The sequence below is a fragment of the Aeoliella straminimaris genome, from assembly GCF_024054565.1.
Lineage (GTDB): Bacteria > Planctomycetota > Planctomycetia > Pirellulales > Lacipirellulaceae > Aeoliella > Aeoliella straminimaris.
The window spans coordinates 315,093-332,321 of sequence record NZ_JAMXLR010000055.1 but is presented as its reverse complement, the minus strand read 5'-3'; the positions used below and the strand labels follow the sequence as shown (position 1 = coordinate 332,321).

The 17,229-nt window shown below is 60.1% G+C and carries 12 protein-coding genes; 4 read left to right on the top strand and 8 right to left on the bottom strand.

Going from position 1 to position 17,229, the window contains the following annotated elements; genetic code table 11:
- Positions 1-79 precede the first annotated feature (79 nt).
- Entirely contained in the window at positions 80-1,315 is a 1,236-nt protein-coding gene (locus tag NG895_RS16555) for an AraC family transcriptional regulator (RefSeq protein WP_252853637.1), read from the bottom strand.
- 368 nt (positions 1,316-1,683) lie between these two features.
- On the opposite strand from NG895_RS16555, the gene NG895_RS16550 reads away from it, so the two are divergent.
- Positions 1,684-3,411, top strand: a complete 1,728-nt coding sequence (locus NG895_RS16550; RefSeq protein ID WP_252853636.1) for a glycoside hydrolase family 172 protein — start codon at positions 1,684-1,686, stop codon at positions 3,409-3,411.
- A 13-nt stretch (positions 3,412-3,424) separates the two neighbouring features.
- Here the strand turns inward: NG895_RS16550 and NG895_RS16545 are convergent, their stop codons facing one another.
- The 6 genes from NG895_RS16545 to NG895_RS16520 form a co-directional block, all read right to left on the bottom strand.
- Positions 3,425-5,080: a C45 family peptidase gene (locus NG895_RS16545; RefSeq protein WP_252853635.1), complete on the bottom strand. Its 1,656-nt coding sequence runs from the start codon at positions 5,078-5,080 to the stop codon at positions 3,425-3,427.
- Positions 5,081-5,153: 73 nt separating this feature from the next.
- The gene (locus tag NG895_RS16540; protein ID WP_252853634.1) at positions 5,154-7,052 is read right to left on the bottom strand and encodes a CocE/NonD family hydrolase; all 1,899 of its coding nucleotides are present in this window, start codon (positions 7,050-7,052) and stop codon (positions 5,154-5,156) included.
- A gap of 562 nt (positions 7,053-7,614) precedes the next feature.
- Positions 7,615-8,160 (bottom strand): DUF3592 domain-containing protein, encoded by a 546-nt coding sequence (locus NG895_RS16535; protein ID WP_252853633.1) that lies wholly within the window; start codon positions 8,158-8,160, stop codon positions 7,615-7,617.
- 252 nt (positions 8,161-8,412) lie between these two features.
- Entirely contained in the window at positions 8,413-8,778 is a 366-nt protein-coding gene (locus NG895_RS16530) for a hypothetical protein (protein WP_252853632.1), read from the bottom strand.
- A 122-nt stretch (positions 8,779-8,900) separates the two neighbouring features.
- Positions 8,901-9,290 carry a hypothetical protein gene (locus tag NG895_RS16525; RefSeq protein ID WP_252853631.1) on the bottom strand — a complete coding sequence of 130 codons (390 nt, stop codon included), beginning with the start codon at positions 9,288-9,290 and terminating at the stop codon, positions 8,901-8,903.
- 6 nt (positions 9,291-9,296) lie between these two features.
- Positions 9,297-10,169, bottom strand: a complete 873-nt coding sequence (locus tag NG895_RS16520; protein WP_252853630.1) for a nitrilase-related carbon-nitrogen hydrolase — start codon at positions 10,167-10,169, stop codon at positions 9,297-9,299.
- Between the two features lie 184 nt (positions 10,170-10,353).
- Between NG895_RS16520 and NG895_RS16515 the strand changes: the two genes are divergently transcribed.
- The 3 genes from NG895_RS16515 to NG895_RS16505 all read left to right on the top strand — a co-directional run bounded on the left by NG895_RS16515 (position 10,354) and on the right by NG895_RS16505 (position 16,231).
- Entirely contained in the window at positions 10,354-11,862 is a 1,509-nt protein-coding gene (locus tag NG895_RS16515; protein ID WP_252853629.1) for a CoA-acylating methylmalonate-semialdehyde dehydrogenase, read from the top strand.
- A gap of 400 nt (positions 11,863-12,262) precedes the next feature.
- Complete coding sequence (locus NG895_RS16510) at positions 12,263-13,984, top strand: alpha-L-fucosidase (RefSeq protein ID WP_252853628.1); 1,722 nt, start codon at positions 12,263-12,265, stop codon at positions 13,982-13,984.
- 213 nt (positions 13,985-14,197) lie between these two features.
- On the top strand, positions 14,198-16,231 hold the full coding sequence (locus tag NG895_RS16505) for a sulfatase family protein (RefSeq protein ID WP_252853627.1): 2,034 nt from the start codon (positions 14,198-14,200) through the stop codon (positions 16,229-16,231).
- A 106-nt stretch (positions 16,232-16,337) separates the two neighbouring features.
- Here the strand turns inward: NG895_RS16505 and NG895_RS16500 are convergent, their stop codons facing one another.
- Positions 16,338-17,051 carry a hypothetical protein gene (locus NG895_RS16500; RefSeq protein ID WP_252853626.1) on the bottom strand — a complete coding sequence of 238 codons (714 nt, stop codon included), beginning with the start codon at positions 17,049-17,051 and terminating at the stop codon, positions 16,338-16,340.
- Positions 17,052-17,229 lie beyond the last annotated feature (178 nt).

The window sequence follows — 17,229 nt, the reverse complement described above, 5'->3', positions numbered from 1 at the left end:
GGCAATTCCTTTTGCCTCGCGGCTATGTCCTCTGCAGGAGTGGAAGTATCAGCGGCAATGCTTCAGGTGGGGGGCTGTGCTAATTCAGGCGGGCTGAAACTGCCGTCAGACGCGGCATCGCTGGTTGTTGCAGCGTCTCGCGACCGACCCGCAGTTCGCTGGGCGTAATGCCGTACTGCTTGCGGAAGGCGTGGGCCAGGTAGGGGCCGCTCGAGAAACCGCACGACAGCGCGATGGCCGCCACGCTCATCGAGGTGGTCACCATCATCTGACGAGCTTGTTCCAATTTGACGCGACGGATTTCCTCGGCTGGTGTTCGCCCCAGTACTTCGCGAAACCGTTGCTCCATCTTCCGCCGCGACATGGCGGCAGCACGAACCAGATCCGACACCTGAACGCCGTCGGCGGCATGTTCCCAGATCAATCGCACCACGTTCTTCAGGTCGGGGTCGCCAATCGCCAGGTAATCGGTCGAACGCCGCGAGCAGACGCGCAGCGGGTCGATCATGACGGGCTGTTGCGGGACCTCGCCGGTGCGAATGATGTGATCCAACATTCGAGCCGCTTCGAAGCCGATGCGATGACTGGCCAGCTCAATGCTCGAAATCTGAGGAGACATGATTCCGCACAGCAGCTCATCTTCGTCGCCCGAAAGAATGGCGATCTCTCCTGGCACGTCAAAGCCACTGTGGGCGCAGATTTCCGCCAGTTGGCGGGCCGGATAAGGATCCGAGGCAAAAATGCCCACCGGGCGGGGAAGATCTCGCAGCCATTGTGCCAGGCTTTCGCGATCGACGATCGACGTACCGGATTGCTCGGTGTTGAACGCGTGGCACTCGAACCCAGCTTCGTTCACCATGTTGCGGAACTCTGCCGAGCGTTGCTGGGGGTAACGTCCCATCACGGGAGCGTAGCAGGCAAAGTGTTGTAGCTGGCGCGTGCGGAAGTGATCCAAGGCCATCTTGGCCCGAGCGCAGTCGTTGGTCATTACGCGGCCCAGCCAATCGATCTCCGGAAACATCGACCCCAGGTCGACCGCGGGGATCTGCCGGTTGCGAATGTGATCGATCAGCGACTCGTCGCGGATCATCACGATCGCTCCATCTCCTTCCCAGCCCTCGGGAATACGAAGCCGCCGTTCGGCGTCGCGGGGCGCAAGCAGCAGTTGCCAACCCGCGTCGTGCGAGTACCGGGCGATCGCTTCCACCACGTTCCGTCCCCAGGTGTCGTCGAACTCAACCAGTACGGCGATTCGACGCGCGGGGCCGTCGGTCAAAGGAAGTTCCGAAGTCTGAGAAGGTGGGAACTGGCTCATGGGGACCCTCAGAGGGGGAGGTGAGAATCGGACGGGAAGCACTCACGCCTGCGGGGGCTGAGTATACACCGACAAAAACAGGATGTCTCGCGTTCAGCAGGGTGCATGCGCAAAAACGTTCGCATTTCGCGCATGCCTGCCTGCGCCCCCTGCCTTGGGGATGCGAGACTGAGGGCAGTTAGCGTTGATCGAGTCCTATGTCGCCCGATGGGCCACGCCGCCAACGAAATTCAACCCGATTTTGCGCTTCTCTGTCTGGGACGGCCGCGGGGCGTACGGCTAGGGTGTTAGTCTCACCGTTCAGCGTGGGATCTGCAGTGCTTTCCTCGCATCTTCACTCGTATCATTCCCCCGTTTGGAATCTTGCCATGGCCAGCCGTGTTCTTGTTTGTGATGTAACCCTAGCTCGACCTCGTCGGCTGCTCTGCCCAACCCTGGCAGCGTGCCTGTTCGTGGTTGGCATGCTTGTTGTCTCCGTCGCCAAGGCGGAAGACGTTGTTTCCCTCACCAGTTTGCTGGAGGAGATGACCGACCGTTCGCAGTTGTGCCAATTTCCTTCGCCGGCTTACACCTGTAAGCAGTTCTCGAGCTACGACCGCCGGGCAACGTCGGCAGAAGACCAAGAGAGTTGGTACGCCAACTGGGACCGCAGCCAATTCGTTCGCATCGACGAGACCGAGGACGGGAAGGAATTCGTGTTGATGGATACGAAAGGACCTGGGGCCATTGTCCGCTTCTGGGGCACCTGGCATGGACCGAAGGGCGAGGAGTTTTCAAACGGAACATTGCGAGTTTATCTGGATGGCAACCCGGAGCCTGCCATCGAAGGTCCGGTGGCCGATGTGATTGACGGCGGAGTGCTCACCGAGGGTCCGTTGTCGCAAGGAGTCTCTCCGCAGACCGACTATCGCCGTCGAGGCCACAACCTGTACCTGCCCATCCCCTACGCCAAGCACTGCAAGGTGACGTACCAAACCGACGTGTTTCTGGACGAAGGTGGCAAGACGGGCGAAGCGCTCTACTACCAAATCAACTACCGCACCTACGAGCCCGGTACGAAGGTCGAAACATTTTCGATGGACGGGTTGAAAGCGGCTCAAGAGACCTTGAAGTCGACCCAGGAGGAGCTGACCGCCGGCGGGCGGGAGGCTGGATCGGAGTGGGAAAAGACAGAATCGAGCGGCGAATTGAAGGCCGGTGAGTCGATGTCGCTTGCTGCGGTGGAATCGGCCGGCGCTGTGCGGCGGATCCGCGTAAAACTCGCTCCCGAGACGTCGCCGCAGGCGCTTCGTTCGACTGTGATCAAGATGCAGTTCGATGGCGAGAAGAGTGTGTGGGTACCTGTCGGCGATTTCTTTGGCGTAGGTTACAAGCCCCAGCCGTATCAAAGTTGGTACACCGCCTATTCGGAAGATGGCGTGATGTCCTGCGAGTGGGTGATGCCGTTTGCCAAGGATTGCGAGATCTCGCTGGTGAACCTTGCCGACGAACCGATTATGGTGGCCATGGCCGAAGTGTCCCATAGCCCCTGGAAGTGGGACGACCGCTCGCTGCACTTCCATTCGACCTGGCGGCAGTACACCGAGGAAGTGACCGGTGGTAGCGACAGCATGGACCTGCCTGATGGCGCCAGCGACAAGAACTACGTGACGGTCGAGGGCCAGGGAGTGTACGCGGGCGATACGCTAACGTTGTTCAACGGCGCCGCTCGTTGGTGGGGCGAGGGCGATGAGAAGATCTACGTCGATGGCGAGGACTTTCCGTCGCACTTCGGCACCGGCACCGAAGACTACTATGGCTACGCCTGGTGCCGCCCCGAGTCGTTTGCGGCCCCGTTCCACGCCCAGCCCGAAGGGGGCGGCAACCTGAAGGGTGGCTTCTCGGTAAACAGTCGCTACCGCAGTCTCGACGCGATACCGTTCGAGCGGTCGCTGCAGTTCGATATGGAACTCTGGCACTGGGCGGCCACCAAGATCAACTACGCCCCCACCACCTTCTTCTACGCCCGGCCCGGCGCTACGACGAACGTGGCTCCCGATGCCGAGAGTGCGAAGTTAAAGGTGGAACTGGACGTGGAGGAGTTCGCCGCCAAGTAAGGACGGCGTTCCGCTACTGCCCGGTCGCTGGGCTATCGGAGGCGACACGTGGAGCGGCGAACAGTTCGTCGAATGCGAAGGTGGTCCAACCGCGGTACGGAGCGTCCCACGGTTCGGACTTCATCGAAGCAACCGCCACGTCGACCTCCCGCTGATTGGGCCGGGTAATGATGGCGTACTCGGTGGTGCCATGGGCGACGGTCTGCAGAAGCTGCTGCATTTCGTCGGTGCCGATAGCGCGTCCCACGCGGTACCAGGCATCCAGCTTGTTCATGCCTGCTTCGTAACGCCACAGCGACGAGAAACTGGGTGTCTTATCAAACACCTGCCCTGGCCTGCTGGCATTCACGCCGTAGGCGCGGTGATGGTTGCTGGCCACCAGGGCCTGGGGAACGTAGGGTTCGGCCTGTTCAGCGCGGCGGATCTGGTCACCAAAGCGGTCGCCCTCCAGAATGAAGGCCGGCGTTTCTTGCCCCTTGTACGGTACGGCGAACAGCGTGATGCAGCCCGGCCCGCACGATCCGCCGGCCGAGTTGTCGAAGCTGTCGACCAGCGACTGAACCGACTCGGGCGTGGCGTCGCCGCCTAGCTTGGCGAGCGACTCGCGCATGGCCCAGGAGAAAGGCACCATCTGGTCGACCACTGGGCCCGGCCCGGTCAGGCCGGCGTTTTCCATGGTGTAGAAGCCATCTTCGTTGATGCCGGAAATCGTCGCCACGAAGCCGGGCCACATCATCGAGACGTATCGCTTCTGTCCGGGCTCCGTCGGGTCGACGGCCATCAACAGGAAGTGGCTCACCGTCACTCGGCGGAGGTCGATCTCGCCGTCCATGTTGCGGCCGGTGATCATGCCGCCGTCGACATCGGTGCCGGCGGTGCGTTCTCCCCAGGCGGCGAACTGCGTGCAACTGGTGCGCATCGCCCGTGTTTCGATGTAGGCGTTAATGGCGTATAGATCGGTCAGCGAGAACTCGCGGCCCAACTCCGGCACCTGAAGGTCGGCGCCGGAGGCCTTCATCCCTTCGATAACCGCTTCGCACTCAGTGACGAACTCGGGTGGGTAGCTGAAGTTGCTGTGCAGGAACTTGGCGAAGCTCGCTTCATAACCACGGGCCGACTGCATCTTGTCTTCCAGGATGTAGAACCGGAAGAAGTCGACAATCGGGTCCGCCATTAACTTGCCGTGGGCGAAGCCCCGCTGTTGCGCATCGCCGGTGAGCTGCAAAACCGTATAGCCCTTGATCTGGGTGACGCTACCACCTTCGATCGCTTGCGACTCGGTGGGTATCGGCCGTGGTGCCTTCAAGCTGAAGTTCAAAGCGACGCTCGAGCGATCGCTCGCCTTCACGGGGGCGTAGCTGCCCGCCGCCTCGGTGGCGAACCACCCAAAAGGCTCGGGCGTGGCCGGATCCCAGCAGCCGTTGTCGTTGAGATCGGCAAACGCGAACACGCAGTAAGGTCCCTGGCCATCGACCGCGAGCGAGAACTTGCGCGAGGTTGACCGAGTGCCGACATCACCACTCGAGGCGGCTGCCAGAATCTCGGCTTTCGTCGGCGGAACGAGGTGCCCCGACTCGGTGGTAACCACCGGCATGGCCCACACGCGCAGGGGCGTGTCGTCCGGGCAGGATGCCTCGATGGTTCCTTCGAGTACGTGCTGTGCAGCCATCGTAGGAGTCGCCGTAGTAGCCAGAGCAAACAGCCATCCAATCAGTATTGATCGATCCAATAACATCTAACTCTCACTCCTTGGTCACGATGGGAAGCTGAATGTGCGAAGGGAACTCGGGCGTGAAATACACTCGCTGCTCGGCCGCCTGGTAATCGTCCTCGGATGCCTCGGGGATGTCGACAAACTTTTGCGGGTTACGGTCGATTAGTGGGAACCAACTGCTCTGCACCTGCACCATGATGCGATGCCCCTTGCGGAACAGGTGATTGCGGGTGCGGAGGTTGATATCAAACTCGGTGACTTTGCCCGGTTCGAGTGGCTCCGGCTTGCTGAAGCTGTTGCGAAACTTACCGCGGAGTACGTCGTCGGCGATCATTAACTGGTAGCCACCCATTTCGGGCTTCGCTTCGTAGCTCTCCGGGTAGACATCGATCAGCTTGACCACCCAGTCCGAGTCGGTTCCCGATGTCGAAGCAAACAGCCTGGCGATGATATGACCGGCAACCTCGACGTCATTTTCCAGTGGCTTGGTAACAAAGGAGAGTACGTCGGGTCGGCCATCGACAAAACGTTGGTCTTCGACCTTCCACAGCTTGCCAGCGCGGTCGAATCGTGGGTCGCTGCTGCCTTCCATGCCATGCCAGAACCCCATGACGGGCCGCGCCGTATAGGGCACCGGATTGCTAGGATCGGAGGTGTAACTGGCGAATTCCTCCGACGGTTCTGCTTGGGGAGCGTCGAACGACAAACCACCGCTGGGCTGGAAATATAGCCTCTTGGGTTTGCTATCGGCGGGAGGCCAACTGGCGTAGTTCTGCCATTTGTTGGAGCCCGTCTGGAACAACGTGGCTTCCGCCAAGCCTGGATCGGGCGCCCCCTTCAGGTGATGGGCGAAGAACGGCGCCTCGATCTGCTTCTGATAATGCGCCATGGTGTCGGAGCCAAACTCGTAGGCTCCCAACTCGCCGGTTGGGCCGCGATACCACTGGCCGTGGGCCCAGGGGCCGACGACCAGTCGATTAATGTCCTTCTTGTCGAGCGATTCCATCGTGTCGTAAATGTCGAGGGCCCCGCCCAGGTTCTCGGCATCCCACCACCCGACGACATTCAGTGTCGGCACGGTAACTTCCGTAAGGTGCGGCAGCGTCCCCCCCTCGACCCAGTACTCGTCGTACGTGTCGTGCTCCATGAAGTTGTCCCAGGTGGGCGACACATGGTGCAAGTACTTCTCGTTCATGTTCTTGAGCGGACCCAAGTCGAGAAAGAACTCGTATGTATCGACCTGATCGTACGGAAACCGGGCGTTCTGCGTCGCGTCGAAGTCGAACAGGTAAGGCAACTCGGCACTCGGCTGCAAACGAAACGCGCCAAAGTGGTAGAAGTCGTCACCGATGAAGTAGTCGGAGGGCGACGCTTGCGGGCTGGCGGCTTTGAGCGCCGGGTGCGGGTCGATCAGGGCCATCGTGACGTACCACCCGGGGTAGGAAACGCCCAACATGCCCACGCGACCATTGTCGTTGGCCATGCTGCTGGTGAGCCACTCGATGGAGTCGTATGCATCGGTGCTGGCGTCGACCGCTTGCGGATCGCGGTGGTGGCGGATAGGGCGATTCCATTCGAACGTGCCTTCGGAGTTGTGTCGGCCCCGGGCATCCTGCACGGCGATGATGTAGCCGTCCTTGGCCATTTCGCGAAACGCCGTGTCGAAGTACCGCGTGAACTTGCCGTCGGGCTCGGCCACGCGATAGGGTGTGCGGAGAAACAGGATGGGCAGCTTTTCGCGCTGATTCCTGGGGGTGTAGATCTCGGTGTAGAGCCGCACGCCGTCCCGCATGGGGATCATCACGTCGGTCTTGCTGTAGGCGTTTTGGATGTCGATCTCTGCCTGCACCGTTGGTTGCAGCGTGCAAACCACCAGCAGAGCCAGCGTCGCGGGGTGAGGAAGCCAGGACTTGGGAGGAAAACTCACGGTCGCTTCACCTTTCACTCAGTCATGGAGGTGGATTCGAAAGAAGTGTTGAAACGAGTTCCGCCAGCAACCGCTTCACGTTGTTACAAGTATTGTAGATGCCTGGTGGACTCGTTACCAAGCCAGACGCAAACCCCCATCGTTTTCGCGCAATCGACTTGTTTGCTGGCGCCAGGTGGACCCATTGGGATTGGAGCCGGCGGTCCGTTTGGTAGCGAAAAGCAGAAGCAATTAGATGAGTTTGAGCAGTGAATTCACAGTCTGGGATCAAAGCGTCTTTGGTCAGGAAGGACCGTGTCCATGTATCGCCCCTGCTTGGTGCAGCGTCTGACTGCCGCGGAGCGGCGGCAATTCAGCGAGGTTGTTCATCGTCCGCCCTGCGTGGCAGTGTTTCGTCGAGCCAATGCGATGCCGTTGTCGACGGTCTCTCACGACCTCGGGTCGCCCGATCTCGCGGCCGGCACAGCTGCTCCACTGAGTGAGCTTAGCGAACGAAGCGGAGCAGCTTGTTTCCTCGGTGTACTACCAATCTCATGTCTATGCAACTTACAAGGGTCGCGGTCTACTCGCCCATCACGTACCGCATGACCCGCCTTATTTGCCAGCGGAGGTACGCCCAAATGCCCACCGCAACCAACAGCAGGCCGCCACCAATCACCAGCGGCTCTGTGTCGCCCTTCGCCTGTTGGTTGCCCGTCGAAAGTGTCGGGTCGCTCGGCAGATAGGTTACCGGAACCTGTCCTGCTTGCTGGGCTTGGTTGTAGACCGTTTGATCGACGAAGAACTCCTTGCGATAGGTCGTTTCGCTGTCCGGAGGCTTATAATCTAGCACCAAGTGATAGCTGGTTCGCCCCTTGCCGGTGTTGAGTGTGCTGCTGTCGACCAAGGTTCCGGGGACCTGCTTTCCTTCCCGGCCAAGCCGCTGCATGCGATGGTACTCGTAGCCCCCACCGGCCAGCATCACCAGACCGCCCACCGCTGCCAGCCACATCACGATCCTCAGCCGTCGTATCAGGCGAGGGTACACCCGCGGCGGTGGTGGTTGACCCTCAAGGTCGGGCATCACCACGTTTTCATCAATCCGGATGCGGTCGTCGCTGTCATCCACGGTGCTGCTGCCGTCTATAGGTGGTAGTTGCTTCCCCCTCACCGGCCCTGAGAGGCCGACCCTCCCGAGGGAGGGTGAAGTGCTACTGGCTCATGTTGAAGGGGGATGCAAGTATAGCAGCTTAAGCACACCGCTTCATACTTCGCGTCAAGAATTTCACCCTCCCTTGGGAGGGTCGCGGTCTCAGCCGCGGGGAGGGGTAGCGGAGAGTGGGTCGTTGGCCAAAGGTGGGTCTTGGCATGCGTAACGACGCTAATCAGCGCTAGTGAGTTCGCTAAGGCTCCCACGTGTAGTCTGGTTCTGTCCGGGCATCAGAACCCCAGCGGCCGCCGCAACCGCGTTCAACACACAAGCCGCCGCAGCAAGCGTAGAAATCCGCCTAACCCAAGTTTCTACGTTGCCGGCCTGCACTATTCTTGCCAGCAGGTCATAACCGTAGGAACCGGGATTTTCGGGGTCTTCGATGGTCTCCAACTGTTTTTCGCTAATGGCCCCAACAATCACAAACTCGTGATAAGTGCTGTAGCTGTGAGTGGAGTGGATGGCGTTGGCCAACATCCCCAGGAAAACGAAAGCGGCTGCCGCGAGCAGGTTGAGGGTGATGATCAACAGTTTCATGTGGGGACTCTTGCCGCCGCTCTGCGAGAAGATTGGAGTGACTAACAGCAGTACACACTGCGCCTAAATCGCTTCGAGTTCTTCGTTCGAATCTACGGGTTCAAAGCCTTCGGCAAAATACCTCAGGAATCTGCGGCCTCTTCGGATATGTCGATACCCAACTCAGCGTCGACTTCTTCCCAACATTTCTTGACGTGGTGAAAGGCGGATTCATCGTCGCTGTTCGGATGGTCTCGCCGGTAACCGTCCGGAAAGCCGTAGCTACTACATTGATGCGATTCGCGTACGGAATCTAGCACTCTTCGAAACTCACCTTCGCGAGATTGAATCGTCGCCCAGAACCAGTGTGCAATCCACAACATTCCGTCGAATATGTCGCCCGCGTTGGCACGACTGGCTGAGCTAATGTACATCGTCGGACGATTGTGCATATGCGCAATTGTCTTGTTCGCTTCCGCCAGGATTTGCTCGGCAGATTTCATAGATTGATCACTCACATCCTCGGCAAACACAGCTTTCTACGGAGCCACAATCGCCCCATAAGTCTCTGGCCGGCGATCCCTAAAGAACTGCCACGTGTTACGCACCTCGCGGATCAGGTCGAGGTCCATGTCGGCGATTACGATGTCGTCGTCGGTTCGCTTTTCGCTCTGGGCGATGAACTGGCCGCGGGGATCGCAGAAGTAGCTCTGGCCGTAGAACTCGCCGATGCTCCACGGCTCTTCCCAGCCGGGGCGGTTGATCGCGCCGACGAAGAACTGGTTGGCCACAGCGTGAGCCGGTTGCTCGAGCTTCCAGAGGTATTCACTGAGGCCGGCCACTGTGGCCGACGGGTTAAATACGATCTCCGCGCCGCCCAAGCCCAGGCACCGCGCGCCCTCGGGGAAGTGGCGGTCGTAGCAGATGTAGACGCCCACCTTGCCGACGCGGGTATCGAACACGGGGTAACCGAGGTTGCCCGGTTTGAAATAGAACTTCTCCCAGAAGCCTGGGTTGCAGTGCGGGATGTGGACCTTGCGGAACTTGCCCAGGTACTCGCCCCCGGCGTCGATCACGGCGGCCGTGTTGTAGTACACGCCGGTGATGTCCTCTTCGTACATCGGTACGACGATCACCATCTTGTGCTTCTTGGCAAGCTCTTGCATCAGCTTGGTGGTCGGCCCGTCGGGGATCCGCTCGGTGGAGTCGTACCACTTGCACTCCTGCTCGGCGCAGAAGTACGGCCCGTAGAAGATCTCCTGCAGGCAGACAACCTGCGCGCCCTGGCTGGCCGCCTGTTCGATGAGAGCGACGTGCTTATCGATCATCGCCTTCTTGATCTTGTCGACGGGCGACGTGCTCGGTTCACACAACGTGGCTTGAATCAAAGCACCGCGGACGGGGCGTGGCATGGCAGGTTCCTCTAACGCGCCTGAGGGTTAATCTCGGCACTAGACCTGGCCAAGCTTGGTCGAGGCTAGCACCAATTGATGGCTTCATGATTACAAACTCGGTAACGCAGCTTGGTGAGAGCGCGGTACTCGGTTATCCTAGCGAAACAGACCCCAGCTTCCTACCAGCGCCAAGGAAAGTGCCATGAGCAGTGCCGCCGCCGTTGATGTTGTCCCCGTGCTGTGTGGTGAGCGTTGGCAGACCCTCGATGCCGCCCGTCACACCGACGTCTACAACCCCTCAACCGGCCAGGTAATCGCCCGCACGCCGCTAGCCACCGCGGACGAAACGGCCCAAGTGGTCGAAACCGCGGCCGCCGCCCTGCCCTCCTGGAGCGACACGCCGGTGGTAGAGCGAGCCCGGGTGATGTTCCGTTATCGGATGCTGATGGAGGAGCACTTCGAGCAGCTTACGGCGCTAGTGACCCGCGAGCATGGCAAGACGCTGGCCGAAGCCCGGGCCGAGGTGAATCGCGGTGTGGAGATGGTGGAGTTCGCGGCCGGCATTCCGAGCCTGCTGATGGGCCAGTCGCTGCCGAACATTGCCGCGGGAGTCGACGCCGAAGTGGTGAAGCACCCGGTGGGCGTGTGCGTCGGCATCACGCCGTACAACTTTCCGAACATGGTGCCACTGTGGATGTTCCCCGTGGCGATCACTTGCGGCAACACCTTTGTGCTGAAGCCGTCGGAGAAGGTGCCGCTGTCGGCTGTGCGTTTGGGCGAGCTATTGCTCGAAGCCGGCCTGCCGCCGGGCGTGTTCAACATTGTGCATGGCGACAAGGAGTGCGTCGACACGTTGCTTGCGCATCCGAAGGTGGCGGCCGTGTCGTTTGTGGGCTCGACGCCCATCGCGAAGTACATCTACGAAACTGGCACCGCCAACGGCAAACGCGTGCAGTCGGCGGGTGGCGCGAAGAATCACCTGATCGTGATGCCCGACGCCGACATGGATCAAACCGTGAGGCAGCTCGCCGCCAGTGCGTACGGCTGCGCGGGACAACGATGCATGGCCGGCAGCTTGACGGTGGCCGTCGGCGGCGCGGCCGATCCGGTGGTCGAGGGGCTCGTCGACTACGCCGGCAGTTTGCGCGTCGGGCCGAGCGATGGCAACGAAGAGGTCGACATGGGTCCCGTGATTCGCGACGAGCATCGCAAGCGGGTGGCCGAGTACCTGGACATCGCTACTGGCGAAGGAGCGACAGTGCCGCTGGATGGGCGGCGCGACTTTGCTGGCAGTGGATTCCTCCTGGGACCCAGCGTGGTCGATCAGGTGAAGCCCGGCATGCGGGTGGCGACCGAGGAGATCTTCGGCCCCGTGCTTTCGGTAGCGCGGGTCGATACGCTCGACGAAGCCCTGGCTATGGGTGCGGGTTGCGAATTCGGCAACGGCGCAGTGATCTTCACCCGCAGTGGCTACGCCGCCCGCGAGTTCAAGCAGCACTTCAACGCCGGCATGATTGGCGTGAACGTCGGCGTGCCCGCTCCGATGGCGTGGTTGCCGTTCACGGGTTGGAACCGATCTTTCTTTGGAGACCTTCATATCCAAGGCACCGAGAGCATCCAATTCTACACTCGGCAGAAGGTCACCCTCACCCGCTGGCCGCAAGAGCACGACTCGCACCACGATCCGGTGTGGAAAAGCGGACAGAAGTAGCCAATCGACGATACCTCGTCAGTCGCGATGCAAGGCTCATCAAGAATTAGACGCGGATCGTCGCGGATGTTGCCGGATAAACGCGGATAGTTGCGAAAAACAGAGATATGACAACGCAACGTTGAGTAGGAACTCCACAATCGTTGACTCTGCCGCAAAGTAATGGTTGCCGCGTAGTTTGACCGCAACTCTATTCTTCATCTGTGAGAATCCGCTCAAATCGGCGACAATCCGCGTCTGATTCTTCGGCGCTGGAGTCTTTAGCTTTGCTGGTGACTCCAATGACTCGACGAGACAGGACTGGCTCGCCTCGGCCATTGGTCGCTTGCCACGCGTCGAGTCCTTATAATCGCCAGAGTGTAACTAGCTTGTGTCTCTGGTCACGATAAGGATTTCGATCATGAAGTCTCACTTGGCGGCGTTGTTGTGTGTTGTCCTTTCGCTCGTCTTCCTCACTCCCCCCGCATGGGCCGAAACTCCGGCAGAGCGGGACGCCCGCATGGAGTGGTGGCGCGACGCGAAGTTCGGCATGTTTATTCACTGGGGCGTCTACTCCGTGCCGGCGGGGACGTACCACGGTGAGAAGATTGGCGGCATCGGCGAGTGGATCATGCGCCGCGCGGAGATCCCCGTGGCCGAGTACCGCGAGTACGCCCAGGACTTCGATCCCGTGAAGTACGACCCGGAACAGTGGGCCGCGCTCGCCAAGCGGGCAGGCATGAAGTACGTAGTGATCACCTCCAAGCATCACGATGGATTCGCGCTCTACGACTCGGCCGTCACCGATTGGGATATCGCCGACGCCTCGCCCTATGGCAAGGACCTGCTCGCTCCCCTGGCCGATGCGGTGAGAGATGAAGGACTGAAGTTCGGGCTGTATTACTCGCAGGCGCAGGACTGGACGCACCCCGGCGGCGCGAAGGCTGGTCTAGCGGAGGGGCAATCGTGGGACGAAGCAAACAAGGGCGACTTCGACGAGTACCTCCGCACGATCGCGCTGCCGCAGACCAAAGAAGTCCTCACCAAGTTCCATCCCGACGTCCTCTGGTGGGACACGCCCACTTGGATGAACGCCGAGCGCGCGAAGCCACTGCACGACCTGCTGGCCGACTATCCCGAGATCATTACAAACAACCGCCTGGGCGGCGGCTATCGTGGTGACACCGAAACCCCCGAACAGCACATTCCGGCCACCGGTTACAAGGACCGCGACTGGGAAACGTGCATGACGATGAACAACACCTGGGGCTTCAAAAGCTACGACCACAATTGGAAGAGCACCGAAGTGCTGCTGCATAACCTGGTGGACATCGTCTCGAAGGGGGGCAACTACCTGCTGAACGTCGGTCCCACGAAGGAAGGTGAAATTCCCCAGGAGTCGATCGATCGGCTCACTGAAATTGGCGAGTGGATGGACACCAACGGCGCGTCGATCTACGGCACCACGGCCAGCCCCTGCCGCCGACCCGACTGGGGACGCATCACCAGCAAGCCGGGCAAGTTGTACTTGCACGTGTTCGACTGGCCCAGTGACGGTAAGCTTGTCGTGCCGGTGGAAGTCGAGACTTCAGGTTGTCACCCGTTGGCCGATGCTTCACGCAACTTCGACGTCAGCAAGAGCGATGCCGGCGTCGTGGTACATCTGACGGGAGATGCCGTCGACCCGATCGACACGGTGGTGGAACTCGAGATCTCGGGTACTCCGAAAGAGATCTTCCGCCGAGTCGCGCCAGCGGCTAATGGCACCCTGGTGCTGCAGGCCGGCGACGCGGTGATCGAGGGCAACGCCCAGGTGGAATCGATCGGAAACCAGCCGAATATCGGCTTCTGGACTGACGCCGCCGACGTGGTGGTGTGGAACTGCAAGTCGGACAAGCCGGGCAAGTATCGCCTGGCGGCCGAAGTGGCGGCCCCCGCCAGTAGCAAGCTGGTGGTGTCGGTGGGCGACGCCAAGGCCAATGTCGCGGTCAAGGCCACCGGTGGCTATCAGGACTTCGAATCCCAGGATTGGGGCGAAGTCGAGCTAAAGACCTCGGGCAAATTCTCCGTGAAAATCATGCCGAAGTCCGGCCAATGGCAGGCCATCAACCTCCGAAGCCTAAAGCTCACGCCGGTGAAGTAGACTGCGGGGGCAAAGCCACGCCCTTTGATCCCGTTGATGATCTTAGCCGCGGGTGGACATCGGAAAACACGGACTCTCCAACGCATTTTTCAGAGCACTGATATTCATTAATCGACTCTAATTAATTTGAATGAATTAGAGTCAATCAGTGTTCAAGATACTCCGTTGTTCATCCGCGGCTAGTATTTGATTGAATCGTGGAAAGGCAGTTCTATGTTGTTGCGCTCGCTTGTGTTGCTGTTGCTGGGAATTACTTCGGTGGCATCTGCTGCCGAGCGGCCGAATATATTGTGGCTTAGCATCGAGGACGCTTCTTGCCACCTGGGTTGCTATGGCGATGAGCATGCGCGGACGCCCAACCTGGATGAGTTTGCCAAACAGAGCGTGCTGTACGAGAACGCGTTCGTCTGCGCACCGGTTTGTGCACCATGCCGGTCGAGCATCATCACGGGGGTCTATCCTACGTCGCTGGGAACGCACAACATGCGTTCCAAGGTGAAGCTGCCGCCGGAGATTCAGCCGTTCACCATGTACCTTCGCGAAGCGGGGTACTACTGCTCCAACAACAAAAAAGAAGACTACCAATTCAAGCCGCCCAAAGGTACCTGGGACGAGTCGAGTGGCGAAGCGCACTGGAAGAATCGCAAGGACGACCAGCCGTTCTTCGCCGTGTTCAACTACACGGGGACCCACGAAAGCGCCACGCGCGGCGACCAGCCCAAGTACGACAAGGTAACTTCGGTGCTCTCGGAAGACGAACGGCACGACCCGGCCCAGCTCGAACTCCCCCCCTACTACCCCGACACGCCGAAGGTCCGCCAGGAGTGGGCTCGCTATTACAACTGCATGACGGCCATGGACAAGTGGGTGGCCGACCAGTTGCAGGAGCTCGACGACGCGGGCCTGACCGAGGACACGATCGTCTTTTTCTGGAGCGACCACGGCGTCGGCCTCCCCCGCGGTAAGCGGTGGCTCTACGACTCGGGCATCAAAGTGCCGCTGATCGTTCGCATTCCGGAGAAGTGGCAAAAGAAACTCCGAGGGCAGCCCTCGACGGAAGTCGAGGGTTCCAAAGCTATTGGAGACAACCATCGAGTCCCGTCGATGGCTGCAGGGACTCGCACCGACGAACTGGTTTCGCTGGTTGATCTTCCTGAGACGGTTTTGAATCTCGCGGGACTTTCGATTCCCACTTACATGCAGGGCCGCGCGTTTTTGGGGCCAAACCTCACGCCCGAGCGAGAGTACATCTACGCCGCCCGCGACCGGATGGACGAGCGGTACGACATGAGCCGCTGCGTCCGCACCAAGCGATACAAGTACATTCGCAACTACATGCCATGGCGGCCGTGGACGCAGTGGGTGAGCTACGGCGAAGTGAGTGACATCATGCAGGAACTGCGACGGCTGAAGGCCGAAGGCGGGCTGAATGAAGAGCAGTCGCGATGGATGGCGGACGTGAAACCGGTCGACGAATTGTACGATCTGGAGAACGACCCGCATGAGCTGAACAACTTGATGGCCTCGGCGGATTGGGTTGGAAACGAAGACACGGAGCCACTCCAAGGACGCTTGAAATTCTACAGGATGGTCTTGCGGGATCTGGGAATTATTTCCGAAAGCCAATTCACGCCAATGGAATCGGTGTGCGGTTCCCGCTACGGCTGGTTCTTTCCCCATCCGATGTTCAGGGTCAACGAACGGAGTACACGGGTCTACTCCATTAGTGAGCTTGGATTTAAGGCGGCCTTCCCTGAGTATGACATGGAGGACCGCGCCGCTTACCTGGAGCGGGACGTAACGTTGCCGCAAACCGAAAATCGCTATTGGTCCGTTATTGGAATCGGCCGCCCCAGTGCTCCAGCCAGCGAGGGCGGTCCGGCTGCGCTTGCTGCGGGACACGCGCACGAACTTCTGGAGGAAGCCTTGCTCGACGACCAAGACTCGGTCCGAATTGCTGCGGCAGAGATGTTTGCGCTGTGCCGCGGGCGCAGCGAATACGTCCCATTTCTTATTGAGGCCTACGAAAACGCCGAGTCCCCCTGGGACCGGGTGCAGGCCGCAAACGTGATCGACCTGCTTCCCGACTTCGACGAACACGCCGACGAGCTTCGTCCCGTGGTCGAGCGCGTTCAAAACAACCTCAAGGCCGAAACGGAAGCAGCCCTTGGTACCGACCGGCAGGGCTTGGGGTACGTCGAGCGATGCACCGAGCGGTTGGCCGAGCGATTGGGCCTGGATAAATAAAGAAGAACCACAACGACACAACGGTCACGACGTTGCACGCCCTTGCACAGCACCTACGTCGTGCTCGTCGTGTCGCTATCGTCATTTGGGAATCGGCGTCGAAGCCCTAAGCCTTCTGCTCCGCCTTGCCGCCGCCGCGGGCCAGTTCGTAGGCGAGCAGCGTGCCGAGTACGACGAACACCAGCTGCCAAATATCCAGCTTTTGATTGGGGATGCCCTTGGCCTTGTACTTTGCGATGGCGTCCAGCGTCTGCGGATCCTGAGGCTCGGTGACTTCGACTTCTGTCTCTTCAACTTCGGCCACGGTCTCAGCTTCGTCGGAAGCAGCATCGTCCGCTTCGCCCCGCTCGGCTGGTTCTTCGGCTGGCTCTTCCGTGTCAGCGTCTTCTGTTTCAGCCTCTTCGGCAGTCGAGGTCTCTTCTTCGCCTGGGGCAGGTTCCGTAGAGTCTTCGTCGCCAGCGGGCTCGTCGGCCTCGACAGTGGCTGCGGCCCCCTCTTCTTCGGTCTGCTGGTCTACGGGGGAGGTCGTGGGCTTGGACTCATAGGCCTCGGAGGCCTTCTTGCGGGTCATTTCGGCCGAGATGTAGCTGCCGCCGAAGATGGCCGCCAGGGCGACGAACGCAACCAGCGCGGCGCGAACGAAACTGCCATGGCGTATGCCGTCGCCTGCCATCATCCGAGCTCCGAAGCCGGTTAGCAGGCCGGATACCAGCGCAAACCAGATCGCCTCTTTGCCCAGCGAGCTTTCCAAGCCAATCTGTGCTGCCACGGCAACGAGTCCGCCCACAATAGCACCAATGAGAGAAGGGCCGAGTTTCATTTCGTGTCTCCCCGGTATCGATTCGAGTTTTGAAGAAAAGTTCACCCCGGCGGTAACCGCCCGGCCGGGATAAGGGTTGTGGCAGCAACCTAACTGTTAGTGTAAGCGCTTCGTGCCACGCGATCCTAGAGTGTTGGCCAGAATCTACCTAAAAAATGCGGGCCTGACACCATGCTGG